This window comes from Clostridium akagii DSM 12554 (assembly GCF_000686725.1).
Classification (GTDB): Bacteria; Bacillota; Clostridia; order Clostridiales; family Clostridiaceae; genus Clostridium_I; species Clostridium_I akagii.
In genome coordinates this window covers 177,817-202,876 of sequence record NZ_KK366007.1, presented here as the reverse complement: position 1 = coordinate 202,876, position 25,060 = coordinate 177,817, and the positions used below count along the sequence as shown (strand labels likewise).

General features: G+C 29.5%; 22 protein-coding genes, 1 tRNA gene and 1 other annotated feature. Of the genes, 12 read left to right on the top strand and 11 right to left on the bottom strand.

Features of this window, described 5'->3' with window-relative positions; genetic code table 11:
- Positions 1 to 4 precede the first annotated feature (4 nt).
- Both BR66_RS0116460 and BR66_RS0116455 read left to right on the top strand, forming a co-directional pair.
- A complete protein-coding gene (locus BR66_RS0116460; protein ID WP_026883872.1) occupies positions 5 to 625 on the top strand; it encodes a J domain-containing protein in 621 nt (206 codons plus the stop codon).
- A 17-nt stretch (positions 626 to 642) separates the two neighbouring features.
- On the top strand, positions 643 to 1,149 hold the full coding sequence (locus tag BR66_RS0116455) for a hypothetical protein (protein WP_026883871.1): 507 nt from the start codon (positions 643 to 645) through the stop codon (positions 1,147 to 1,149).
- A 37-nt stretch (positions 1,150 to 1,186) separates the two neighbouring features.
- Here the strand turns inward: BR66_RS0116455 and BR66_RS0116450 are convergent, their stop codons facing one another.
- The gene (locus tag BR66_RS0116450; protein ID WP_026883870.1) at positions 1,187 to 1,873 is read right to left on the bottom strand and encodes a uracil-DNA glycosylase; all 687 of its coding nucleotides are present in this window, start codon (positions 1,871 to 1,873) and stop codon (positions 1,187 to 1,189) included.
- A 97-nt stretch (positions 1,874 to 1,970) separates the two neighbouring features.
- On the opposite strand from BR66_RS0116450, the gene BR66_RS0116445 reads away from it, so the two are divergent.
- Together BR66_RS0116445 and leuS are read left to right on the top strand one after the other, a co-directional pair.
- Positions 1,971 to 2,046 (top strand) — tRNA-Gln (locus tag BR66_RS0116445).
- 78 nt (positions 2,047 to 2,124) lie between these two features.
- Positions 2,125 to 2,383 (top strand) — a binding site (T-box leader).
- A gap of 87 nt (positions 2,384 to 2,470) precedes the next feature.
- Positions 2,471 to 4,909, top strand: coding sequence for a leucine--tRNA ligase (gene leuS / locus BR66_RS0116440; protein ID WP_026883869.1), 2,439 nt, complete (start codon positions 2,471 to 2,473; stop codon positions 4,907 to 4,909).
- 78 nt (positions 4,910 to 4,987) lie between these two features.
- Here the strand turns inward: leuS and BR66_RS0116435 are convergent, their stop codons facing one another.
- Positions 4,988 to 6,106, bottom strand: a complete 1,119-nt coding sequence (locus tag BR66_RS0116435) for a Ger(x)C family spore germination protein (protein ID WP_026883868.1) — start codon at positions 6,104 to 6,106, stop codon at positions 4,988 to 4,990.
- Entirely contained in the window at positions 6,103 to 7,506 is a 1,404-nt protein-coding gene (locus BR66_RS0116430) for a spore germination protein (protein WP_026883867.1), read from the bottom strand. The genes BR66_RS0116435 and BR66_RS0116430 overlap by 4 nt, the downstream gene beginning before the upstream one ends.
- Positions 7,507 to 7,728: 222 nt before the next feature.
- Here BR66_RS0116430 and BR66_RS0116425 point away from each other — a divergent pair, with 222 nt between their 5' ends.
- On the top strand, positions 7,729 to 8,823 hold the full coding sequence (locus BR66_RS0116425; RefSeq protein WP_026883866.1) for a GerAB/ArcD/ProY family transporter: 1,095 nt from the start codon (positions 7,729 to 7,731) through the stop codon (positions 8,821 to 8,823).
- 63 nt (positions 8,824 to 8,886) lie between these two features.
- Here the strand turns inward: BR66_RS0116425 and yjbM are convergent, their stop codons facing one another.
- Positions 8,887 to 9,681 (bottom strand): GTP diphosphokinase, encoded by a 795-nt coding sequence (yjbM, locus tag BR66_RS0116420; protein ID WP_026883865.1) that lies wholly within the window; start codon positions 9,679 to 9,681, stop codon positions 8,887 to 8,889.
- 235 nt (positions 9,682 to 9,916) lie between these two features.
- On the opposite strand from yjbM, the gene BR66_RS0116415 reads away from it, so the two are divergent.
- Positions 9,917 to 10,696 carry a DUF2225 domain-containing protein gene (locus BR66_RS0116415; protein ID WP_026883864.1) on the top strand — a complete coding sequence of 260 codons (780 nt, stop codon included), beginning with the start codon at positions 9,917 to 9,919 and terminating at the stop codon, positions 10,694 to 10,696.
- Positions 10,697 to 10,715: 19 nt separating this feature from the next.
- Here the strand turns inward: BR66_RS0116415 and BR66_RS0116410 are convergent, their stop codons facing one another.
- From BR66_RS0116410 to BR66_RS26485, 3 genes are read right to left on the bottom strand one after another with little or no spacing between them, the layout of a single operon-like run.
- Positions 10,716 to 11,411, bottom strand: a complete 696-nt coding sequence (locus BR66_RS0116410; protein ID WP_026883863.1) for a metallophosphoesterase — start codon at positions 11,409 to 11,411, stop codon at positions 10,716 to 10,718.
- A 4-nt stretch (positions 11,412 to 11,415) separates the two neighbouring features.
- Positions 11,416 to 11,688: an EscU/YscU/HrcU family type III secretion system export apparatus switch protein gene (locus BR66_RS0116405; protein ID WP_026883862.1), complete on the bottom strand. Its 273-nt coding sequence runs from the start codon at positions 11,686 to 11,688 to the stop codon at positions 11,416 to 11,418.
- A gap of 14 nt (positions 11,689 to 11,702) precedes the next feature.
- Entirely contained in the window at positions 11,703 to 13,874 is a 2,172-nt protein-coding gene (locus BR66_RS26485; RefSeq protein ID WP_242841174.1) for a hypothetical protein, read from the bottom strand.
- 307 nt (positions 13,875 to 14,181) lie between these two features.
- Between BR66_RS26485 and BR66_RS0116395 the strand changes: the two genes are divergently transcribed.
- From BR66_RS0116395 to BR66_RS0116375, 4 genes are all read left to right on the top strand, one after another.
- Positions 14,182 to 15,363, top strand: coding sequence for an aminotransferase-like domain-containing protein (locus tag BR66_RS0116395; RefSeq protein WP_026883860.1), 1,182 nt, complete (start codon positions 14,182 to 14,184; stop codon positions 15,361 to 15,363).
- A 1,334-nt stretch (positions 15,364 to 16,697) separates the two neighbouring features.
- A complete protein-coding gene (locus BR66_RS25795) occupies positions 16,698 to 16,865 on the top strand; it encodes a hypothetical protein (RefSeq protein WP_156946313.1) in 168 nt (55 codons plus the stop codon).
- A 25-nt stretch (positions 16,866 to 16,890) separates the two neighbouring features.
- A complete protein-coding gene (locus BR66_RS0116380; RefSeq protein WP_156946312.1) occupies positions 16,891 to 18,450 on the top strand; it encodes a B12-binding domain-containing radical SAM protein in 1,560 nt (519 codons plus the stop codon).
- An 82-nt stretch (positions 18,451 to 18,532) separates the two neighbouring features.
- Positions 18,533 to 19,828, top strand: a complete 1,296-nt coding sequence (locus BR66_RS0116375; RefSeq protein WP_026883858.1) for an MFS transporter — start codon at positions 18,533 to 18,535, stop codon at positions 19,826 to 19,828.
- Positions 19,829 to 20,239: 411 nt separating this feature from the next.
- Here BR66_RS0116375 and tyrS read toward each other — a convergent pair whose 3' ends face one another.
- Entirely contained in the window at positions 20,240 to 21,475 is a 1,236-nt protein-coding gene (gene tyrS / locus BR66_RS0116370; protein WP_423219386.1) for a tyrosine--tRNA ligase, read from the bottom strand.
- Between the two features lie 56 nt (positions 21,476 to 21,531).
- Positions 21,532 to 22,620, bottom strand: a complete 1,089-nt coding sequence (locus BR66_RS0116365) for a sensor domain-containing diguanylate cyclase (protein WP_026883856.1) — start codon at positions 22,618 to 22,620, stop codon at positions 21,532 to 21,534.
- 347 nt (positions 22,621 to 22,967) lie between these two features.
- Here BR66_RS0116365 and BR66_RS0116360 point away from each other — a divergent pair, with 347 nt between their 5' ends.
- Entirely contained in the window at positions 22,968 to 23,132 is a 165-nt protein-coding gene (locus tag BR66_RS0116360; RefSeq protein WP_026883855.1) for a zinc-ribbon domain-containing protein, read from the top strand.
- A 150-nt stretch (positions 23,133 to 23,282) separates the two neighbouring features.
- Entirely contained in the window at positions 23,283 to 23,444 is a 162-nt protein-coding gene (locus BR66_RS25790) for a hypothetical protein (protein ID WP_156946311.1), read from the top strand.
- An 81-nt stretch (positions 23,445 to 23,525) separates the two neighbouring features.
- Here BR66_RS25790 and BR66_RS0116350 read toward each other — a convergent pair whose 3' ends face one another.
- Positions 23,526 to 24,296 (bottom strand): cobalt-precorrin-6A reductase, encoded by a 771-nt coding sequence (locus tag BR66_RS0116350; protein ID WP_026883854.1) that lies wholly within the window; start codon positions 24,294 to 24,296, stop codon positions 23,526 to 23,528.
- Positions 24,293 to 25,009 (bottom strand): precorrin-3B C(17)-methyltransferase, encoded by a 717-nt coding sequence (gene cobJ / locus BR66_RS0116345; RefSeq protein ID WP_026883853.1) that lies wholly within the window; start codon positions 25,007 to 25,009, stop codon positions 24,293 to 24,295. Before cobJ ends, BR66_RS0116350 begins: the two co-directional genes overlap by 4 nt.
- Positions 25,010 to 25,060: the final 51 nt, after the last annotated feature.

Sequence of the window (25,060 nt, the reverse complement as noted above, 5' to 3'; positions counted from 1 at the left end):
TTAAATGCAAGATCCATATGAAGTACTTGGAGTCAAAGAAGGGGCTTCTCAAGAAGAAATAAAAAAAGCCTACAGGGAACAAGCTAAAAAGTACCATCCTGATCAATATGGCAATAATCCCCTAAAAGAGCTTGCCGAAGAAAAAATGAGAGAAATTAATGAGGCCTATGATTATCTTCTTAAAAATAGCTCAAGTAACAATTCTCATAGTGGTGGATTTAGTGGTAGTCAAGGTAGTCAAAACCGTTCACAAAGTAGTAATGCTGAATATAGCTCAATAAGAGTAGACATTAACAACGGAAACTTAGATGCTGCTGAACAAAAACTCAATGTGGTAAAAAGTAGAGATGCAGAATGGAACTTTTTAATGGGTAATTTATACCTTAAAAAGGGTTGGTATGATAATGCCTATTCATATATAAACAAAGCTTATAATATGGAACCTCAAAACCAGGAATACAGGAATGCTTTTCAATCTTTAGGTCAAAGAAACAACTCATATAGAAATCCCTATGGCGGCAATGGCGGCAATAGAGACAATGATTGTTTAAGCATGTGTATTTCAATCTGGTGTTCAGAACAAATTTGTGACTGTATGGGCGGTGGAATGGGTGGAGGCTGCTAAAAAGGAGATGAATAATCATGTCAAAGGCAAGCAATTTAGCTAAAGGAGGCATATTCACAGCTTTATCTATTCTGTGTATATATCTTTCTAGCATAATACCTACAACTAAATTATATGTATTAGGAATAGCCTGTTGTATTATTCCAATAGCTATCTTAACTACAAATGTGCGGAACAGTTTAGTTGTTTATGCCGCAACTTCTATTCTTGCAATTTTACTACTTGGATTTAGATGGAATGTTTTTGCCTATATACTTTTTTTTGGAAGCTATGGTTTTATTAAATTTTACATAGAAAAAATTAATAAAATTCCCATTGAAATAATACTAAAACTTGTGTTTTTTAATGTTAGTATGTTTGTATTTTACTTAATATATAAATTGCTTTTCACAGACCTATTAAATCTAAGAATCTCACTTACTTTTGTAGTTATTGGCACAGAAATCGTGTTTTTAATTTGTGACTATGCCATAACACTATTTATAGCTTATGCAAATAGACGTTTCATAAAACATATAAAATAATACTATGGCACGACAGAAGCTAAGTGACAAGTAATTGTCACTTAGCTTCTATGTTTGTAATTTGCCAATCAATACTTTCTTTTCCTATGCCTTCAAGAAATTTATTGGTTTTAGAAAAAGGTTTACTACCAAAAAAGCCTCTAGAAGCTGAAAGAGGACTGGGATGTACAGATTTTATTATGTAGTGCCAAGAATTAGTTATAAGCTTTTCCTTAGAAATGGCATTATTACCCCATAAAATGAAAACCACGGGTTCTTCTCTTTCATTTAATAATTCTATTATTTTATCAGTAAGTATTTCCCACCCAATATTTTTGTGAGAATTCGCTTCCCCAGCTCTTACAGTCAATGATGTATTTAATAAAAGTACACCTTGATCTGCCCACTTTTTTAAATAGCCGTTATTGGGTATGTAGCAGCCTACATCATCCCTAAGTTCTTTATATATATTAACTAAGGACGGTGGTGCCTTAACCCCTGGTTTAACCGAAAAACTCAGTCCATGAGCTTGATTTGGTCCATGATATGGATCCTGACCCAAAATAACTACTTTCACATCTTTAAAAGACGTAAAATGTAATGCATTAAAAATGTCATACATATCTGGGAATACAGTTTTCTTATTATACTCATTTGATAAAAAATGTCTTAGTTTTACATAATATTCTTTGTTAAATTCATCTTTCAATAAGTCTTTCCAATCATTTTTTAAATTAACTGACATATATATCACCTACCAATCAAATTATACCACAAGTAAATTTTTCCTCAAATGCTATTGACATTAATTTAAAATAAGATATAATATTAATTGTTGCTGATGCTCTATAGCCAAATTGGTAAGGCACCTGATTCTGGTTCAGGCATGTGTGGGTTCGAGTCCTGCTAGGGCAGCCAAAAGTTAAGATATTATCTTAGCTTTTTTTATTGTTGACAATTCTTTATTAATACATTATAATTTTTAATAACAATTTTATATTTGCTTTGATCAAGAGTAGTAATATTCTAGCCACCTTAAGAGAGCTGTTGGTAGCTGAAAAACAGTGATGGTAAAATATGAACTCACTTGTGAGCTTATTACGTAGCTAGTAATACGGTTAAAACCGTTATATTATAAAGTGAGGTTTTAGTTTTTCTTTGAAAAAATAGTTTTTGTCAGTTAACTGCTTTTATTTTTTCAGGATGACTTAATCTAATTAGAGTGGTACCACGGAGTATATCCTTCGTCTCTTTTGAGACGGAGGTTTTTTTGTTTTTTTAGTATATTCAAATACAATACAGCTGTATGGCACGTAAGTGCATAAATTTAGGAGGTTGCCTCATGGAAATTTACGGTACAAAGATTGATAAAAAATGGCAGAAAATTTGGGAAGATACAGATCTTTATAAATTTGATAAAGATAATCTTAAGGAAAAGTTATACGTGCTTGAAATGTTTTCATATCCTTCTGGCGCAAAACTTCATGCTGGTCACTGGTTCAACTATGCTCCTGTTGACTCCTGGGCAAGACTAAAAAAGATGCAAGGTTACAATGTATTTCAGCCTATGGGATTTGATGCTTTTGGTCTTCCTGCTGAAAACTATGCAATAAAAACAGGACTTCATCCAAAGGATTCTACTCTTAAAAATATAGAAACCATGGAAAAGCAGTTAAAAGCCATGGGTGCTATGTTCAATTGGGATGCAGAAGTTGTAACTTGTAATCCCGATTATTATAAATGGACTCAATGGTTATTTTTAAAGCTTTACGAAAAAGGTCTAGCCTATAGGAAAAAGGCTCCTGTAAATTGGTGTCCTAGTTGTAATACAGTTCTAGCAAATGAGCAGGTTATAGATGGTACTTGTGAAAGATGTGGCACTGAAGTTACAAAAAAAGACTTAACTCAATGGTTCTTTAAAATAACAGATTATGCAGATGAACTTTTAGAGAAACTTGAACCTCTAGATTGGCCTGAGAAGACAAAATCCATGCAAAAACATTGGATAGGTAAATCTAAAGGTGCTGAAGTTACTTTTAAAGCTTATGATTCTGATATTACCTTTGATGTATTTACTACAAGAGTTGATACTCTATTTGGGGTTACCTATGTGGTTCTAGCTCCAGAAAGTCCATTAACAGATAAACTTACCATTGATGAATATAAAACAGCAGTAGAGACGTATAAGCAGCATACTAAAAAGCAATCTGAAATTGAAAGACAATCTCTAACAAGAGAAAAAACTGGAGTATTTACAGGATCTTATGCAATAAATCCTGTAAACGGTAAAAAAATTCCAATATGGGTGGCTGATTATGTGCTTGCAACCTATGGAACTGGTGCTGTTATGGCAGTTCCATCACATGACGAGAGAGATTTCGACTTTGCTACAAAATATAAACTACCTATTATAAGAGTTATTGAAGGTGGAGAAAAGCTTCCATATGCTGGTTACGGTAAACTAGTAAGCAGTGAAAATTTTAATGACTTATCTGGAAATGAAGCTAAAGAAGCTATTATTAATACCCTATCCAAAAAAGACCTTGGTCGTTGGAAGGTAAACTATAGACTTCATGATTGGCTTGTATCTAGGCAAAGATATTGGGGTGCTCCAATACCTATTGTATACTGTGATACATGTGGAATTGTTCCTGTTCCAGAAGATCAACTTCCCATTGAACTTCCCTATGACGTAGAATTTACTCCTGATGGAAAATCACCACTAGCAAAAAGTGAAGACTTCGTAAATACAACTTGCCCACATTGTGGCGGCAAAGCTAAAAGAGAAGTTGATACTTTAGATACCTTTGTATGTTCATCTTGGTACTATTTAAGATATGCTGATAATAAAAATAGTGAAATGGCTTTTGATCCTAACAAGATAAATAAAATTTTACCTGTTGATAAATATGTTGGTGGCCCTGAACATGCTTGCATGCATCTTTTATATGCAAGATTTATGACAAAAGCTCTTAGAGATATGGGATACCTTGATTTTGATGAGCCTTTTAAATCTTTAAGACACCAAGGTTTAATACTTGGACCAGATGGGCAAAAAATGAGTAAATCAAAGGGCAATACAATTTCTCCCGATGATTATATATCTAAATATGGTGCAGATGTATTCAGACTTTATTTAATGTTTGGTTTTGATTTTGTTGAAGGTGGAGCTTGGAGCGATGATGGTATAAAAGCCATGGCAAAATTTGTTGATAGAGCTCAAAGAATTTTATCTAAGTGCACAGATTATATAAATTTAGGTGGAAAATCAAAAAATACCATAGATAAAGCTGAAAAAGAACTGAACTATGTAAGACATTTTTCAATTAAAGGAATTAGTGAGGATGCAGAAAAATTCCAATTTAACACTTGTATAGCAAGAATAATGGAATTTACCAATGCTCTGACTAAATACTCAAGTTGCCAAGTTAAAAATCCCGTTTTTCTAAAGGAATGTTTAGATGATTTTATTAAAATCCTAGCACCTTTTGCTCCCCATTTTTGCGAAGAACAGTGGAGTATATTAACTAACAACTTCTCTATTTTTAATGAAAAATGGCCAGAATTTGATCCAAAAGCACTTGTGAAGGACGAAGTAGAAATAGCCATTCAAGTTAATGGTAAGATTAAAGCAAGATTTAATATTCCTGCAAATCTTGATGACACGTCCATAGAAAACGCTGCCCTAGAGGATTCTTCTGTAAAAATAGCTCTAGAAGGAAAAACCATTTTAAAAATAATTGTTATTAAAGGAAGATTAGTTAATATTGTAGTAAAATAACATTCTTCATTTAATTTAATAGATAAAGCCCAGACAATCACAACTTGATTCTCTGGGCTTTAAATCTTCATTGATTTGTCACTTGTATGTTCTCGCCTTTCCAGCACTATTTATTATTACATTTGGTTCTATTATTATTGTGGTCTTTTTTAATATTTTATTTTCGTCTTTTATTGCTTCATCCCCATATTTATTGGCAATAGAGTCACCAAGCATAAATATATCAAGATTTTCTTTTTTATATTTATTAAAAACATTAGTGCATGACGTAATTAAATTTTTCTCTGCACCATACTTTATCTCTTTCAATTCTTTAGCAGTAAGGTTTATATAGTTTTGTGTCTCCACAATGCTAGCATTCACAGTTATCTTTTTCTTAAAAATAATACTTTTACCACTATAATTAACCTCTGTATCAGTTTTAGATTTCTCTATTCTAAGTGAAACAAACTTATTTTTATTATTGGGATCATTAATTTCCATAGATCCATATTGTACTTGATTGGTTAAAAAATTATAAGCCTCTCCCTCTGTTTTTTGCACCATATCCTTTAGTTTATCATGCTTTATTATGGCTCCACCTTCAAGTACAAGAGTTGGCGTTGGTTCCTCATTAGAAATTTTAATTACAGTGAGAACATCAGTCTTTTCTGGTGAAACCCTGAGTGATAAAAATTTATTTAATGATGATTGAACAGTCCTAGAACTTGCACCTGTGTTTCTTATAAGATCCCAAAGGAATAAACCTACAAATTGTTCTTCTTCGAAGTTCCCTTGGCTTAGCCTCTCAACATCGCCATCATATACGGCCATATACGGCCGTGTTATAAATTGAGTACTCCTTCTAAATATATCAAAAAATGAACCAATACCGTATTGTGCAGCTCGCTTTGTGTAAATGATAGCCTTATTTTGCGTATAATCAATTTTATAACTTGAGGCTAAATTTACATCATTTAATGCTTCGTAAGCTGTCTTACCTGTTCCTTTAAGCACTATTCTCTCAGCTTTTTCAGAACTTTTGGCTGATGTTTTAGCAGGTTTAAATATCTCAAGATAAATAACCGGGTTATTTGTTTTATCAATATCAAATATCACTGCAGTAACAAAGGCTGCATCATTTATATCTTTATATCCATAACATCCATTTAGAAAAATGCAACTTATTAAAAAAAAGCACATTAAAGTTTTTTTCATTTTTTATCATCCTCATTTGTAAAACCTTCTGATATTGAATCTAAATTATCCCTTAGAATCAAATCTCTAAAGTTGAATTTTTTTAAAGTACCCATTGGAAATAAATACTTAAAACCACAGCTTTTTAAACTTCCAAGTTCAGATAGAAACATAAAAAAGCCAACAAAAAATCCTGGTAATCCTGCTACGGCAGCAATTATTATTAAAAATGTTGACCAAAATGCTATTGCACCATATAGTTTGGGTGTTAAGAATGCTGAAATTGAAGCCAAAGCTACTATTATAACTGTAGTTTCAGAAGCAAAACCAGCACTTACAGCAGATTGACCTAAAATCAAAGCCCCAACAATGCTCATTGCCTGACCTATAGGTTGTGGTAGCCTTATGCCTGCTTCTCTCAAAACCTGAAAGAAAAAAATCATGAGCAAAACTTCCACTACCATTGGAAAAGGAACACCTGCCCTTGAAATTGATAGCCTAAATACAAAAATTGATGGTATTAGTGAAAAGTGATTTGTAGTTAATGCAACATACAGTCCTGGTAAAAGTGTTGATAAACCTAGTGCAATCCACCTTAATATTCTCATTGCATTAGAAATATATTTATTTAAATAATAGTCGTCTGACATTTGAAAATTCTCATAAAAAAAATACGGCACTGTTACTACAAATGGTGTTCCATCTACTATTACTGCAACTCTCCCTTCAAATAATTTTGAGGTTACTACATCTGGTTTTTCTGAATATCCAACTGTTTCATAAAGCGTTCCTTTTTCACTTAATCTCTCTTCAATATAATTTGTATCCAATATAAACTCTACATCCATATTTTTTAATTCTTTTTTTACTTGTGCTACAACTCTATCACTGGCTACTCCTTTTATATAAGATATTATCACCACTGTTTCTGATTTTTTACCTATAAACACATTTTCAAATTTTAAATCTGCATTTCTTGCTTTTCTTCTTATAAGTGATATATTATCTACAAATGCCTCTGTGAATCCTTCTCTAGGTCCTTTTACTACACTTTCTGTAATTGGAATACCTACAGCTCTTCTTGTATAATTTTTAGCTTCACAAAATATAAGTCCTTCATAGAAATCTGAAATTATTACAACGTCTCCTGATAATATATGGTATAACATTTCATGTGTAGTTTCTATAATACCTATAGAGTTTGCAAAAAGTATACCTTTTCTTATATCATTTGAATTCTCAATGTTTTCTCTTTTATTAATAATAGGTTGAATAATATATTGGCTTATGAATCTTGAATCTGACATATTATCAATAAAAACTATTAATATATTTCCTTTTTTACATTGTATTTGTCTGTACTTTACATCAATATTTCCTTTGAATTTTTCTTTCACAAAAGCAATATAATCCTCGTTCATGTTATCACCTACTTATTTCTCCGATTTATTGAATAATATTCATTAATTATCAAACAATACTATTGTGACTAATTACTCTAATCATAGTATGGATTTTTATAAATACTTTATGCAAAATATATAAGGCATCTGAAAGAAAATAGTCAGCATGCTAGACTACTTTCTTTGGGATGCCTTATAATTACAATTTAAAAATGGTATTAATATCATAGGAGGAAAAATATGGATAAATTTAACGGTGGTCACTTGTTTTTTATTTTATCTGGAGTTACTATAGTCTCTATGAAAACCTATCCAACTATATATACTTCTATAGGTGGTAAGGATTCTTGGATTTCTGTAATTTGTTCTGGCTTGCTTATTTTTGCCTTTGCCTACATAATAATAACAATAAGCAAAAACAATAATAATTTTAATATATATGACATATATTGCACAGCTCTTGGTAAAACACTAGGTAAAATTTTCTTATGGCTTTTTGCTCTGACTCTAGTTTTAACTTTAATAGAGTGTTCTTCAGTGGAGGCCAACTCTATGCATATTAATGTACTTATAGAAACCCCCCCTTGGTTTTTTATAGTATTTTTTATATTCCCTGCACTTTATACTGTAACTCGGGGTAAAAATGCGGTAATAATTGTAACAATAATAGGAATATGTTTTGTTATTTTTTCAGGAACAAACTTAGCTATATTAACTCAAAATTATAAGCACTTTGAATATATACTTCCAATTATGAGCAATGGAATAACACTTAAATTTGTTGGGTGCATAATCAAAAGTTTAGCTTATTTCGCTAACTTCGCTATTATACTACCTATGCTTACAGAAATTGCGAACAAGAAAACTATGAGAAAAAACATATGTTGGAGTCTTATATTTATAATACAAATGGAAGTTGTTGCTACTTTAGGTGTGATTACAACTTTTGGCGCTGCCAGGTTAAATAACATCTATTACCCTAAATTAATTCAAACTCAACTCATTAACTACTTCGGATTTTTGGAAAGTGGTGAATTATATGTACTTTTACAAATGATAGGTGGTTGGTATATAAAATACATTTTAACTTTTCTCGCCTTATCTTTTCTTTTAGAAAAATTAGGCGTAAAAAGCAAACTTAATATATTTATTATCACAATCATAGTTGGAATATCCGCTTATTTATGTTCTTTTAATACATTTATATTATTCCAACTTTTAAACATATTTTTGGACGTAATTTTATTAAATTTTGTTATAATTCCAATAATTGTTTTTATAATATATAATGCAAAAAACAAAAAAATGAAGCTACAAACTAAAAATGATAAGTGACAAATTAATGAGGATTTTTCTCCGCGGCGGAGAAAAATCCTCATTAACTTGTCACTTGTATTATTAGCTTCTGTTATAACTGTTGATTGTCTTTTCAATTGAGTTTAAAAGGTTACTTAGTTCAACTTCATCTCCAGCTTCAACAAGTTTATTAAGTTGATTTCTATAGCGTGAAACTTCATTCAGCTTACCTAAAGATGACAAAACAATCAATTGGTTCATAATGTCCGAGGTCAAGCTTGATTTAACTTCAAATAATTTCTGTGCATCCTTTATTTCATCTTTTATTTCAAGCATTTCTTGATCAAGTTTAAATGCTGCGTCAGCTCCATTTTTTAATTTTGCCCTTATATGTTCAGGTATGTCCTGTTTATATTTATAATTGAGAGAATGTTCTATAGTGGCCCAGAAATTCATGGCCAATGTTCTTATTTGAAACTCTGCTAAAATTTCCATTTGACCTTCCGCCATGCTGACAGGATATTTTATTATCATATGATAACTCCTATATCCACTTTTTTTCACATTATTCACATAATCTTTTTCATATAAAATTTGCATATCTTTTCTTTGCCTTATTAGTTCAACAACCTTTTCAACATCATCAACAAATTGACACATTATTCTGATACCTGCTATATCCTCCATTTCTAAATGAATCCTATCTGTAGGTATATTAAATTTATTAGCTTTTTCTAATATACTAGATATTTCTTTAACCCTTCCAGTCACAAATTCTATTGGAGAATACTCACTTTTTTTTCTGTATTCTTTTCGTATACTTCTTAATTTAACCTTTAATTCTTCAACTGCCTGAGTATAAGGTATCAAAAAAGTTTTCCATTGAATAGTAGCCATAGAAATCATCCTTTTCATATAAATTTATTAATTCACCAATATAATTCTATCTAAATATAATTATAACTCAATATGTAAATTATTTAAAATGCACTTGGTAAAAAATAAATAACTATGACATATTTATTTATTTTGGTATAATATTATTATCAAATTAACTATTAAATTAAATGTTGCTAAATCTCATTTTTAATGGTTATTTGATTTTAAACTATATGAAAGAAGTGAGACTTGTATGACATCAAATAATGATGAAAGTTTAAATACATCTAACCTGTTATATGATAAGACTGTTAGATGCCCTGTATGTGATAATGAATTCAAGGTGAGATCCGTAAGAACATCTTCCTACAGAATTGACAGAAAAGACAGTGACTTTTTCATTCACTACACTAGAATAAATCCATATTTTTATGACATATGGCTTTGTAACTCTTGCGGTTTTGCTGCAATGAAGTCAGATTTTTCTAGTCTTAGATCTTCAAAAAAGGAATTAATTCTTAATACTATTTCTAAAAGATGGCATCCCAAGGATTATCCTAGTGTATATAATGAAAAAATAGCCATTGAAAGATATAAACTTTCACTGATAAATTATACAGCTATAAATGCAGAATCGTATAAAAAAGCCATGAATTGTCTGAAAATAGCTTGGATGTATAGACTTTCTGGTGACATTGAAAATGAAAATACTTATGTTAAAAATGCACTCCAAGGCTTTAATGATGCTTACTATAATGAAGATTTTCCAATGTACGGTATGGACAGGTTTACTGTTATATACCTAATTGGAGAATTAAACAGACGTATTGATAACCTTGATGAAGCTTTAATTTGGTTTGGTAATGTTATAACTTCTTCCATGGCACAACAAAAAATAAAAGATTTAGCAAGAACTCAAAGAGATTTAATAAAAGAAATAGGCCAGATTACACCTACTGAAAATGAAGAAAATAATACTGAAAATAAAAATACAAAAAAAAGATTTTCTTTTATAAACCCATTTAAATCATAAAATTTTGCACCAGTAAAAATCAGTCCATGATTTTTATTGGTGCAAAATTTATATAATCGCAAGAAGTAATTATATACTCCACATCATTCCTATTAACTATATTTTTTATCTTTTGAAGTGATGAACCGTGTAGATGTCCATATATTACTTTTTTAACTCCATACTCTTCTAATATATTTACCATTCTATTATCATCATCACATGTCTCTACAAATGGTGGAAAATGAACCATAACAATTATATTCTTATATCCATCTTTTATAGCTAAATCTAAAGATAACTTTAGTCTAATCAGTTCCCGGGTGTATATTTTTTCATCATGCACTGTGAAATTTTCATATTCTGGGCTAACCCACCCTCTAGTTCCACAAATAGCATAATCCTTATAATTAAAATAATTGTTTTGAATAAATTTCATATCAGCATAAAGACTATTTAGTTTTGTAATGGAAGTCCAAAAATAATCATGATTTCCTTTAACAAATATCTTAATTCCAGGAAGATTATGAATCCACTCTAAGTCCTTCATACCTTCCTCCATATGCATTGACCAAGATATGTCACCTGAGATAAGCACAGTGTCCTCTTCAGTAACTGTTTTTAACCAGTTGGCCTTTATCTTTTTATCGTGATTCAGCCAATTTTCTCCAAATACATCCATTGGTTTGTCCCCACTTAATGCTAGATGAAAATCAGATATTGCATATAAAGCCATGAGTTTATCTCCTCTTGTTTAAATTTCCGTCTACCTTCAAAACGTAAGCTATTACTTCTGCTACAATTCCATATATCTCCGGAGGTATACTGTCGCCAATATCTACATTCTGTAATAGTTCTGACAACTCTTTATTATACACTATTGGAACATTGTTTTCATCTGCTTTTTCTATTATTTTATCAGCAATAATTCCAATACCTGCTGCAGTTACTATTGGAGCTTCGTAGTTTTGCTCATACCTTAGCGCTGCTGCCTTTTTTCTATCATTAGGCATTTTATTTTAACCTCCTATACTCTTTTGTCTAATTTTCCAACAATTTCACTGTTGAAAAAATTTCTACAGCTTACAATATTTAATTCTTGTTTTTTTTCATCCACACTTATATTTACATTGTATCCCATCTGCCCAACGTTATTCATCAATACATTTTTGGCAGATTCCAATACTTTAATCCATTTTCCTTCTGATTTTATATCTACACTTAAATTTTTGTTGTTTACGGTTATAAACGCATCTACTACACCCATATTGGCAGTTTTTATAGATGTGGCAAGTTTTACATTTTTTGAATCTATTTTTTTACCTCTTTTCCTGTCATCTTTTACTATTAATTTACAATTATAATCCTTATCTTTATAGTTTACAGGAACATCCATATAATAGTATCCTTCTGACATTGTGTTAAATACCTTAAAATCATTCAAATTATTACTTAGAGCATTAAATATTTTTTCCATACCAGCTTTATTTAAATCCCCAAGACCAGTAAGCTGTTTTATAGTATCCTTCATATCACTCATTTTTGAATTGATTTGTTCCATTATTGCCTTGCTATCACTTATATTATTAGTTTTGTTTATATTATTTCCCTCAATTATATTTGTTATGTCCTCTAAAGAAGTTTTACTTGGTGCTATTACATCTTTTGGATTAAAAACTTTTTGTATTTCCTGTTTTAATTCTTGAAGTTCATTATTTATTTTAGAATCGTTTCCAAACACATTATTAAAACTTTTTATATTTTCATCCGTAAGATCAATTCCATTTTCAACGAAAGTAGCAATCTCTTCCGTACTAAAACTTTTTAGTTCTGTAAAAAAATTTTTCACAGAACTTTTTATGTTCTGTCCCTCAGTACTACTTTCATCTATTCCTTTACTAGCCAAATATGAACTTATAAATTTATCCTCGTTTTCGGGATTTTCCATTATACTATTTCTAAATTCCATTACTGTTTTACTAAAAGAGATATTTTCTTTAGTCAATGGTATATTGTGTTGTAAAAGTGTTTTTAACATTGTGTAGTCCTCACCTGTTAAATTTTCTCCACCATATTCCTTCAAAACACTATTTAATGTATCATCTTGAGATTTATTAGTATCATCTGCAACAAGTTTTTTTATTATTATCTTTCCATCTTCATATCCTTCAACCGCAAATTTACTAAGTGAATTCTCAGTTAAATTAACTGCGCCATCAAGTTTAGCATTAAATTTCCAACCATCACTTAATTTTAAAACTGCTTCACCTTTTTCTTCATCGTAAGAATCTACTCTTGCTCCAAAAGTGTCTCCAACTTCAAAGCTTAATTTTCTTGTGTATTTATTTTCGGTGTTACCTTGTCTGTTTACATTTGAAATACCCGCCATAATTCCGCCTCCTTTCGAATTGCCTTCTATTACTAAACTTATTATGGAGTTTATTTTAGGATTTATCTTAGTATCAATTAGATTTATACTTTGTTTTTCTGTAGGTAATTTTAGTATTTCATTCTTTATGTCTGACAAACTATTAAAAACTGAACTATCCCCCTTGAAAACATTGTTAAAACTCTTTATATTTTCACCAGATAAATCCACTCGATTTTCAATAAAAGTAGCAATTTCCTGAATATTGCTACTTTTTAGCTCACTTATAAAGTTTTTTAAAATTGATCCCACTTCATTAGCCTCATCACTATTTTCCGTAATTCCTCTACTTCTTAGATATATGTCAATAAATTCATCAGCTTTTAAAGGATTTTTAATTACGTTACTTTGAAAATCTAAAATCGTTTTAGCATATAAAATATTTTCCTTTGTAAGGGGGACTCCGTACTTCACCAAAGACTTTATCATTGAATAATCTTCTGAACTTATATTATTACCAAGAGTTTGCTTTATAATTTTATCCATGCTACTTTCATTAATATCCGTTGTGACTTTAGCTATAACTATTTCTCCATTCTCATATCCCTTAACTACAAATTTATTTTGTCCATTTAAATTTAAGTCCACCGCACCATCAAGTTTGGCATTTATTTGTTTTCCATCGCTTAGTTTTAAAATTACTTCATTGTCACCTTTATTACTAGAAACAACCTTTGCAGTAATAACTTGACCAACTTGGAGGGTAAAATTGTTTGCCATTTGGATATTAGTGCTTTGAGAAATATTCGTAATATTTGAAATTTCGCCCATATTATTCGTTACCTCCTTCCCAAATCATTATTCAATTATTATATAATACTTATATTATCGTAAATTTATCGCATCCATTTATAAAAATAATTTAAATCCTATTTTATAACTTTATTTTATACTATACTATATTATAATGTATCTGTACAAATGTAGGTGTTAGTAATATCTTATTCATAGACAATATTTCAATACAGTATACAAATTTTCTTAATTTATGATAATATATAAGTTATATAAAAAAATATCAGTTCAACCATGGAATGGGTATCTTTTAATTAATATCAACTTTAAAGAGGTGTTTTATTTGAATTATAAATTTGCCAAAAGAAATGATTATGTTAAGGCGTCAGAAATTCGTGAAATATTAAAAGTTACTGAAAACCCTGAAATAATATCCTTTGCTGGGGGATTGCCTGCATCTGAACTTTTTCCCATAGAAGAATTGAAAAAAGTTTGTTTTGAGGTTTTAGACAAAGATGGGGAGGCTTCTCTTCAGTACAGCACAACAGAGGGCTATCTTCCACTAAGAAAATCTATATGCAAAAGAATGGCAACACTAGGTATTAATTCTACAGAAGATAACATATTAATTACAACTGGCTCCCAACAAGCATTGGACCTATCAGGAAAAGTGTTTATCGATGAGGGTGATACTATTATTTGTGAGAGTCCTACATATCTGGCTGCAATAAATGCATTTAAAGCATATATGCCAAAGTTTAAGGAAGTTTCTATGGATAGTGATGGTATGATTATGGAAGACCTTGAATCAGTACTTAGAGGTAATCCTAATGCTAAATTCATTTATACGATTCCAGACTTTCAAAATCCAACAGGAAGAACTATGAGTCTTGATAGGAGAAAAAAACTCATAGAGCTTGCTAACAAATACGATGTGGTAATTATTGAAGATAATCCATATGGTGAAGTAAGGTTTTCAGGTGAAAAGATTCCACCAGTTAAACATTTTGATACTGAGGGTAGAGTAATATATATAAGTACATTTTCAAAAATATTTGCTCCTGGTTTAAGAATTGGATGGATATGTGCAGACACATCATTTTTAGAACATTATGTTCCATTCAAACAAAATGTTGATTTACATACAAACATCTTCTCTCAAATCATGACCTATAAATATATGGAAATGTATGATATTGAAGAACACATAGATAAAATCAAAGAAGTATACAAACACAGAAGAGAGCTAATGATTCAATGCATTAAAAATTATTTTCCAAAAAATATTGAATACACCTTACCAGATGGTGGCTTATTTATTTGGGTTGAATTACCTTCTAATGTTGATTCAACTGAAGTATTTACTAAATCAATAGCCAATAACGTTGCTTTTGTTCCAGGTAACCCTTTCTTTCCAAATGGTGGATTCAAAAATACTTTTAGATTGAATTATTCAAACATGCCAGATGACAGGATTATTGAAGGAATTAAACGCTTAGGAAAAGTGCTTTACGAATTTTGTTAATATTTTATAAAGGCAAAGAATCCTTCAAAAGCTATTGGTGACAAGTTTCAGGCTATGCAATGCATCTGTGTCATATACTGAAATGTAGCTTATTAATGTTAATTTTAAGTGTTGTGAATGCTGCACAAATAGTTATTTGTGTGACATTCACTTTCTTTATTTATCAAGGATTATAGCTGTTTTACGCTGAAAATTTTGAAACCCCGCCTGTTGCTATACACTTAATCAATACACAATTACACTTTGGACACAAATAACTCATATAATTATCTCCTCATTATAAAAAATTTTGAGTATCTTAAATTCACCTTCCTTGCCAATAAAATTTCAAATCATTTATTATGATAATATGTAATTATAGTTAAAATAATTATATATTATCATACTATAATTGGTCAAAATAAATGTTATGTCTATAATTAAGCATAAAAACAAAGGTTCATGGCATTCTTTTCCTTAGAGTGGGTTTTGTCGAAAATGTTTGCGGGACCTCTACAAGATTTTCCTTTTCGATTTTCAATATATTTCTAAGATTTATTAAAATAACATTTATAAAAATGAATGCAAAGAAATGAGTTTAGCATAAAATTGATAATCCTCCAAATATGAACAGCTCATAAAAGCCAATATTTTTAAAACTATTTGTCGAACTTTATATAATGAAACAAAGTCATTAAAAATTGTGTTGGTAAATTTATATATCATGGTTCACATTTTGACAGAATAAATTAAACCATTAATGTATACTAATGTAATTAGACAAGTCTTGTTTAATTATGTTGATAATATATTATATATTTAACTTATAATATATTAAGTAAATAATAATTTCAATAATTGCAATTATTGGAAATCTCAGCAGGGCGAAGTGTACAAGCTATACTCTTGGTTCTAGCAAAATCATTTAAGATTTTATGAACAAATTTAAAGTTAAAAACCTACCTGTTATATTTCGATTTTTCTAATATGTGGCAGTTTAGGAATATATGGAAAAGAGGAATCAGTATGAATATAGATGAAAAATCATCTTTTGAATTACAAGGAGATCCATCCTTAATTCAAGCAGAAGAAGATCAAATTACTATTGGTGTTACCGTTACTATTGAGTAATATCATTTAAATGATATATAGCTTGTATACTTAGATTAATTAAAAATTTAGTATGCAAGCTATATTTCTAAACAACGAATTTTAATATTGTAGGTTAATTTATAAATTGTAGAGTTAGTTATAATTTTAAGAAGTGGAGTTAGCGGAATCAATAAACGCAATTGTAATGAATAAAGTTACATAAACTTTTATGCATTGAGCATACGAAAGGGATGAAAGTTAATATGAAAGATATAATATTTATTAATACAATAGATAATCGTTTAGACAAAGGGTATGATTGTATAAACTTGGGAAGCTTATCTTTAGCAACTATTTTAAGAAACAATAATTATGATGTAGAAATAATTGACTTTAATTCTTTGTATAAAAAAAAATATCATCTATTATAATGATTTTAATAAAGATCTAGATAGTATGGTAGATTATATTTTAAAAATTAAGCCTAAAATTGTAGATTTTTATACTATGACTAATTCATATTGTACTTCGTTATTATTAGCTGAAAAATTAAAGAGAAAGAAATCTAATATAAAAATATTACTTGGAGGTCCCCAAGCATCTTTAACTGCAATTGATTCAATGAAAGCATTTCCTTGGATAGATGCTATTGGAATTGGTGAAGGAGAACTTACAATAAGAAAAATAGTAGACATATTAATTGAGAATAAAAGTTTTCATAATGTCAAAGGAGTAGTTTATAGAGAAAATAATAATGTTTGTTATAACGGAAAAGAAAGTTTAATAGAAGATTTAGATAGTATACCTATGCTTGATTATTCACTTGTGAATATTGAAGGATTAGTTAAAATGCCATTAGATGTGGGCAGGGGATGTCCTTTTGGATGTATATATTGTTCGACCAAAACATTTTGGCAAAGACATTTTAGATTAAAAAGTTCCGAGAGGATTATTAAAGAAATAAAATCTGTTATTGATAATTATGGTATAAGAAAATTTAATTTTGTTCATGATATTTTTACGGTAAATAAATCAAAGATTATGGAATTTTGTAAACTTGTTTTAAAGAATAATATTGAAATACAATGGGACTGCAGTGCAAGAATAGATACATTAGATGAAGAAATGATAAAAATAATGAAAGAATCAGGATGTGAACATATATATTTAGGAATTGAAACTGGTTCTAAAAGAATGCAGAAAATTGTAAATAAGAATTTAATTTTATCTGATGCTGAAGATAAAATTAAAATTTTAAATAAATATAAAATAGAAGTTACAGCTTCTTTTATATATGGGTTTCCAGAAGAAACAATAGATGATGTAAGAGCAACATTGAGGTTAATTGATATTTTGCGTAGAGAGGGTGTAAAATACACGCAACTGCATCTTTTAGGCATATTACCAGGAACAGAGTTATATGAAAATTTAAAAGATAATCTAGTATTTTCTAATAATATATCAGACATTTCTAAAGATAAAGGAATAGACGATTTTCCAAAGAACATTATTTTAAACAATAAATCAATTTTTTGTCAATATTTTGACTTTGAGTCTGAATTAAGAGAAAATTTAATATATTTAGACACATTTGTCGCTGTATTTTATTCTTTTTTATTTAATAATATGTTTATGACTTATAAAATAATTATGGAATATTATAATAATGAATTATTAGATTTTTTCTTAGATTTTAAAATTGTGAACTATAATATATTATATAAATCAGAGAACATTACCAAAATACAAAATACAATTGGGACATTAAAAAAATTTATATTTACTCAAAATTTTGGTAAATATACTTCTTTGATAAAAGAATGTTTTGAATTTGAATTTGACGTATTTAACTTTATGTATTTTGATGATAGTGAAGAAAAAGTAGTTAACTGTAACTATAATGTTTATGATATTAAAAAAAGTGGAGTATTTAAAGACATTGATATAAAATACCCTATTAAAATTATATTAAAAAGAATTAAAGATTGCCATATTAAATTGAATAGAATAGTATAACTGTTCACAGCTGACAACTACAAACATTTTACAATAATTATATTATTCTTGGTATTCCTATGTTTAAAACACTAATTTATCTATTGGAGGGTATTATGAATTTATCCATTTTCAAAAAAAGAATATTTCTTTATTAATGTTAAGTAAATTTATATCAGTAATTGGTACACAAATGCAAGAATTCGCATTATCATTATACGTATTATCATTATACGTATTAAAAGTTACAGGTTCAGCAACTTTATTTGCGTCTGTTTTAGCAGTTGCAATAATTCCACAATTGATATTAGGAATATTTGCAGGTGTTTTAGCTGATTGGTATGACAGAAAAAAAATAATTGTTTTTTTAGACTTATTTAATGGAGTAGTTGTAGGAGTATTCACCATAATATTTCTACTAACAGGTTCATTGTCCATATATAAGATTTATGGTTTAGTAATATTATTATCAGTTATTACTGCTTTTTATGGGCCAGCAATAGGAACTATCATACCAAGTATTGTTGAAAAGGATAAATTAATAGACGCTAATAGTATAAGCTCCTTTATTTCAAATTTATCTACATTGATTGGGCCTGTATTAGGAGCTATGCTTTTTGGATTTTATGGTATATTCATAATATTAGTAGCAAATGCATTTAGTTTTATCTTTGCAGGTATATTGGAAATGTTTATAAGTATTCCAAAGAGCAATAATAAGCCAGAAAATGTTAATTTCAAGGCTTTTAGAAATGATTTTATCGCTGGGCTTATATTTATAAAAAATGGGAAATTCATATTAACTGTAGTTATTGTTGCAGTAATAGTAAACTTTACAATGGCACCACTTACGGTATGCTTAGCATATGTATCAAAGGTAACTTTAAGAGTATCTGATTTTCAATTTGGTTTACTTGAAGGAGTTTTGGCTTTTTCCATGGTGGTAGCACCTATAATTGTGGGTAAAATTTATAAAAGACTTCAAACAGGAACAATCATGTTCTTTAGTGTATTTATTGCAGGTATATTAATGATTATTATGAGTATAATATCGGCGAAATTTTATTTGAATTTATTTAAAGGGAATACTATTCCTTATTTAAGTTTGGTGTTTCTATGTTTTCTTGTAGGCGCAATAGTAACTATTTGTAATATATCACTAAGTGTGGCTTTTCAAAAAGCTGTCCCTTTAGAAATTATGGGAAGAGTAGGCGCAGTAATGAGCTCTGGATGTTTAGCCGCTGTACCACTTGGACAAATTTTAATTGGAGCAATGTTAGATAAATTCAGTACTAGCCTATGTTTATTATTTATGGGAATTGTACCTGTGATTACAATGCTTATTTTTAGAAAAAATTTAATGGATGAAGGTACATTTGCATCAAGTAAAAAAGCGTAATTGTACCATACTCTCACTTAACTATGGGTTAAGAAAGTAAAAAAATACAGCTTTATGCAGGTGATAATCAACTTATGTATTAGGGTATTTTTGCCCATCCCCCCGAAAAGGTGGAATAATCAACATTTTAGAGATGACTTAATATGATAGTAAATAGAGTAATTTAAAACACTTCTTTTAAAAATATAATTAATTACGTACGTTGCACAATATGAATATTATATCTCATTTTCCTAGCGAACTATTCATTACCTAAATCTACAATTTATACATAAACCAAATTTCACTTAAAAACAAATCCAGTAAAAATAAAATTTTTACTGGATTTTACATGCAAATGCTCTGCATTTTTTGTTTATTTGTTTTATTTTCCCCCAAGGCAAAATTTGCTTAACTTGTCACTTGTCACTTTTATTCTATGGTTATCTTGTAGAATTTTTTCTTTCCTCTTTTTAACATCATGCTTCCATCTTTAAAGTCCGTTTCTTTTACAGTAGCATTCACATCAGTAACTTTCTGGTCATTAACAACTATTCCGCCCTGCTGAATAAGCCTTCTGCCTTCTGATTTTGATGGTACTATCTTAGTATAGACTAAGGCATCTAACAAGGATCCACCCATCATATCCTTTGTTATCGCTACTGTTGGAACATCACTCATATCTTTACCTGCTCCGAAAAGAGCCTCCGCTGCTGTTTCAGCTTTTTTAGCTTCTTCTTCTCCATGAACACTTTTGGTAACTTCATATGCTAAAATTTTTTTTGCTTTATTTATTTCAGCATCCTTTAAGCTTCCTAACCTTCTTACCTCGTCCATAGGGATGAAAGTTAAAAGTGAAAGACATTTTTCTACATCAGCGTCTTCAACATTTCTCCAGTATTGATAAAAATCATAGGGTGATGTTTTCGCAGGATCAAGCCATACGGCACCGCCTACTGTCTTACCCATCTTCTTACCTTCACTATTTGTTAAAAGAGTAGCTGTCATTGCAAATGCCGGTTTTTTTTCTTTTCTTCTAATTAAATCTACACCTGCTATCATGTTAGACCACTGATCGTCTCCACCTAGCTGCATAGTACAATTATACCTCTTGTTTAATTCAAGAAAATCATATGACTGCATAAGCATGTAGTTAAACTCCAAAAATGATAATCCTTTTTCCATTCTCTGTTTAAAACAATCTGCTGTGAGCATTTTATTTACTGAAAAATGTACGCCCACATCTCTTAAAAATTCCACATAATTTAAATTCATAAGCCAATCTGCATTATTTGCCATTATAGCTTTATCGTCTTCAAAATCAATAAACCTACCAACCTGTTTTTTTATACATTGAACATTATGTTCAATATCATCTGGTGTAAGCATTTTTCTCATATCAGTTTTACCTGAAGGATCACCTACCATAGCTGTTCCACCACCAACTAGTACAATTGGTCTATGTCCTGCTCGTTGCATATGTGACATAAGCATAAGTGCCAAAAAATGACCTACATGTAAACTATCTGCTGTTGGATCAAAACCTATATAAAAGGTTACTTTTTCTTTTTCAAGAAGTTCCCTTGTTTCTTTTTCATGTGTGAATTGTTTTATAAATCCACGTTCTACTAAAACATCTATAACACTTGACAATTCTATCAACTCCATAAGGCTATTTTCACTTTATCAGTATATATTTAATTTAAGAAATTATCAACTAGCTTTTATGAACTTATTACTTTATTCCTACCTGAATTTTTTGCTACATAAAGCATAGAATCTGCAACACTTAATACTTTTTGCACAGTATCCCCATTTTCAGGATAGTAGCTTATTCCAAAACTTGCTGTAACTGATTTTTTTTCATTTCCATGTTCTACCACATGGTTAAAAAGCTCTTCTCTTAAATTATCAACTTTTTTAAACACTTCGCTATAACTTCTAACATTGTTTATATATATAACTATTTCTTCTCCACCATATCTAGCTATTAAATCCTCTTCATCATCTATATTATCCTTTAGTACCTTTGTAGTTTCTATAAGTACCTTATCACCAAATTGATGCCCATATGCATCATTAAACCTTTTAAAATTATCTATATCTATCATTACAATTGCGAATCTTCCCTGTGGATCTTTAATTACTTTTTCTTCCAAATAGTCAAAAAAATATTTTCTATTATATATATTTAGCAAGGGGTCGGTGATGGAACTTTCTTTAACCTTACTGTATAAAAAATTATTTTCTAAAGCTATACCAATTTGGTTAGTTATAGATGAAATAAAAGCAATATGATCTTGACTAAAAAAATTCAAAAGCGTATGTTCTACTATGATATATCCTTTGAAAATATCTCTAGAATATATTGGTACTCCAATTATAGAGTGAATATTAACTTTTTTGTTACCTGATGAAAAAATAGAATCTTTACAATTCACAACAAATGGTTCTTCATTATTAACCATACAGTAGATTCCATAATTTTCAAAGCTAAAATCATCATTTTCAATATTTGTTGCTTTAGCAATTAAATTTTTATCCTTGTCATCTATAAGATATATGGATGAATAAGTAACTCCCAATATACCAATAATCATGTCATTTATCATTGGTATCAAATTTTCATCACTCACATTTGAATTTATATATTTACTTATTTCCACGATATTTGTAAGAGCATCTAAATTTCTCTCTAATCTAGTATTTTTCTCATTTATCATTTGCATAGTACTCTCTGCAAAATTTTGATAAGTCTCAAATTCATCTTTAAGTTTTAAAAATTTTTGCTGAATGTCATTGCTATTATCCATAAGTTCCCACTTTCCTTTTATTACGTTTACAGATGTACTTATATTATAATAATTTCTTTACCTTACAAGCGTATTATTATAAAATTCTGTACCTTGTTGTATTCTACAAAAACAGTGAAATTCCTTCTTTTATATGGTTTAAGTCTATAATTTATAATTATACTAAATTAATTTTATTTTTTCCATTAATTCCTTTAAAAAGATGTAACCGTGTGCTACAATAGATATAGAGTTTTTACTCGTTAATTTATAGGTTAATTATCAAGGTGATTTCAACTCCTTTTATCATAGGAGGAGACAATTATCAAGATGTATTATTCCTATGGTAATTTCAAGGAGGGTTTTTAATGCCAGATAAAACTATTGTTTGTAAAGATTGTGGAAATGAATTTGTATTCACTGAAGGTGAACAGGAATTCTACAAAGAAAAAGGATTTGAAAACGATCCAGTTAGATGTCCTGATTGTAGAAGAGCAAGAAAGAACCAAAGAGACACATATCACAGAGATTAAGTGTAATTTAAGAGAGGATTTCCCTCTCTTTTATTTTTTTATATTTTATAAATTGGTATTGTTAAAATGTTTTAGGCATATATATCGCTTTTTGTGGTTAAAATATAATCACTAATATGACGAAAATAAGCCTACATTGGAGGAATACTTATGAAAGTTTTACGTTGGATATGCTCTATGGTACTTTTAATTTGCCTAATAAGTTTAATCTTTAAAGCTGGAAGCAGTTTTATAAATACTATTCTTGTATTATCATCGCTTTTATTTATTTTAGATATTGTTTTTGAATATAAAAATCACCTAAAAAATTAATTTTATTACATGCCATCTAAAAAACAATAAGTCAAAGGTGCCACTGATATTTTTTTGATGGTGCCTAGTTAGTATGCTGTTCTATTCTTTGTTTATTATTAATCCAAGTATAAAATCAACTACAGTTTCTTCATTATTAAAAGTATTTGGGACCTCTGTGTTCTTCCTTTCAATTACAAGTGCAATAATACCCATAAAAATTGCAGCCCTTATTTTTTCATCCGTTCCACCTTGAATCCCACTATCTTTTAAAATTATAGCCTTTGCATTGTATTCCTTTATAAAACTACAATTAAGTTCAAAGCTTATTGGTCCTTTAATGGCTATTATGTCCTCAGTTGCAATTCCTAGAGAAAAACACCGTTCCATAACCTTAATGGATGGAAGAACTCTATGAACTATTCTACTTTTCAGTTTCATATTTATAAATTTATCCACATTTGTGCTGCCCGTTGTATTAAGTATCGTACCATCTATATTCTGAATTTTTAAATATAACTCTTCATAATCTTTTACATTTATCACATGGGAATCTTCATATTGGGCAGCTTTAGGCCTTTCATATCTCACATAGGTTATGCCCAGTTTTCTACATGCTTCTAATGCATTATTAGTTATGATTTCAGCGTATGGATGAGATGCATCTAGCAATATATCTATTCCATTTTTATTTATTTCATATATGAGCTCATATAGATCTAATGGTTTAGTATTAAGCACCTTATACTTATAATCCTTAAGTAATTGCCCTCCATATTCAGTAGCTGTTGATATAAATATATCATCCGTATATTTGTTAAGAAGTGAAAGTATTTTTTTCCCTTCTGAAGTTCCAAGTATTAACCCTATCATATTTTATAGCCTCTTGGTGTTATAAAAATACCGTCTTTTATATAGCTTTGACTATTTCCTACTATCACTATACACATCATATCAACTTCATCATCTTTAAAAGAATCAAGGGTAAATAATTTTACATCCTGACCATCCCTTAATGCATGTTTTACTACAGCAACTGGTGTAGTTCCTTGTCTATATTTTTTAATAGTTTCTATAGTTTCTCTTAAATAATGTTGTCTACCTCGGCTTTTGGGGTTATAAAGTGATATTACAAAGTCCGAAGCTGCCGACATATCCACTCTCTTTTTTATTATTTCATAGGGCGTCATTAGATCGCTAAGGCTTATATTACAATTATCATGCATAATTGGAGCTCCTAGGATTGATGCTGCTGCAGAAGATGCAGTGATTCCAGGAATAACTTCTACATCTTCCTCTTTTCTCAGTTCTAAAATAAGTCCTGCCATGCCATAAATTCCGGAATCACCTGTACTTATAATTGAAACTGTTTTCTCTTTAGACAGCATTAATGCCTGTCTGCAACGTTCTTCTTCACCCTTCATTCCTGTAGAAAAGACCTCTTTATCTGCAATCAATGGTTTGATTAGTTCAATATATTTAGTATATCCTACTATAATTTCACTTTCTTCTATTGCTTCTTTTGCTCTTATAGTCATATTTTTTATGCTTCCTGGACCAATACCAACTACATACAATTTTCCCATCTATTCTTCCCCTCTTCTTAGGCATACTCAAAAAACAACAACTTAGCATGT

What these genes read in the sequence shown, in the direction of transcription:
- BR66_RS0116455 (WP_026883871.1), top strand. Translation starts at nt 643, where the DNA reads ATGTCAAAGGCAAGCAATTTAGCTAAAGGAGGCATATTCACAGCTTTA.
- BR66_RS26485 (WP_242841174.1), bottom strand. Translation starts at nt 13,874, where the DNA reads ATGGGCGAAATTTCAAATATTACGAATATTTCTCAAAGCACTAATATC.
- BR66_RS0116350 (WP_026883854.1), bottom strand. Translation starts at nt 24,296, where the DNA reads ATGATAGGGTTAATACTTGGAACTTCAGAAGGGAAAAAAATACTTTCA.
- BR66_RS0116360 (WP_026883855.1), top strand. Translation starts at nt 22,968, where the DNA reads ATGCCAGATAAAACTATTGTTTGTAAAGATTGTGGAAATGAATTTGTA.
- BR66_RS0116430 (WP_026883867.1), bottom strand. Translation starts at nt 7,506, where the DNA reads ATGAACGAGGATTATATTGCTTTTGTGAAAGAAAAATTCAAAGGAAAT.
- BR66_RS25795 (WP_156946313.1), top strand. Translation starts at nt 16,698, where the DNA reads ATGAAAGATATAATATTTATTAATACAATAGATAATCGTTTAGACAAA.
- yjbM (WP_026883865.1), bottom strand. Translation starts at nt 9,681, where the DNA reads ATGGCTACTATTCAATGGAAAACTTTTTTGATACCTTATACTCAGGCA.
- BR66_RS0116450 (WP_026883870.1), bottom strand. Translation starts at nt 1,873, where the DNA reads ATGTCAGTTAATTTAAAAAATGATTGGAAAGACTTATTGAAAGATGAA.
- BR66_RS0116425 (WP_026883866.1), top strand. Translation starts at nt 7,729, where the DNA reads ATGGATAAATTTAACGGTGGTCACTTGTTTTTTATTTTATCTGGAGTT.
- BR66_RS0116365 (WP_026883856.1), bottom strand. Translation starts at nt 22,620, where the DNA reads ATGGATAATAGCAATGACATTCAGCAAAAATTTTTAAAACTTAAAGAT.
- BR66_RS25790 (WP_156946311.1), top strand. Translation starts at nt 23,283, where the DNA reads ATGAAAGTTTTACGTTGGATATGCTCTATGGTACTTTTAATTTGCCTA.
- BR66_RS0116435 (WP_026883868.1), bottom strand. Translation starts at nt 6,106, where the DNA reads ATGAAAAAAACTTTAATGTGCTTTTTTTTAATAAGTTGCATTTTTCTA.
- BR66_RS0116410 (WP_026883863.1), bottom strand. Translation starts at nt 11,411, where the DNA reads ATGGCTTTATATGCAATATCTGATTTTCATCTAGCATTAAGTGGGGAC.
- BR66_RS0116415 (WP_026883864.1), top strand. Translation starts at nt 9,917, where the DNA reads ATGACATCAAATAATGATGAAAGTTTAAATACATCTAACCTGTTATAT.
- BR66_RS0116380 (WP_156946312.1), top strand. Translation starts at nt 16,891, where the DNA reads ATGGTAGATTATATTTTAAAAATTAAGCCTAAAATTGTAGATTTTTAT.
- BR66_RS0116460 (WP_026883872.1), top strand. Translation starts at nt 5, where the DNA reads ATGCAAGATCCATATGAAGTACTTGGAGTCAAAGAAGGGGCTTCTCAA.
- BR66_RS0116405 (WP_026883862.1), bottom strand. Translation starts at nt 11,688, where the DNA reads ATGCCTAATGATAGAAAAAAGGCAGCAGCGCTAAGGTATGAGCAAAAC.
- cobJ (WP_026883853.1), bottom strand. Translation starts at nt 25,009, where the DNA reads ATGGGAAAATTGTATGTAGTTGGTATTGGTCCAGGAAGCATAAAAAAT.
- leuS (WP_026883869.1), top strand. Translation starts at nt 2,471, where the DNA reads ATGGAAATTTACGGTACAAAGATTGATAAAAAATGGCAGAAAATTTGG.
- tyrS (WP_423219386.1), bottom strand. Translation starts at nt 21,475, where the DNA reads ATGGAGTTGATAGAATTGTCAAGTGTTATAGATGTTTTAGTAGAACGT.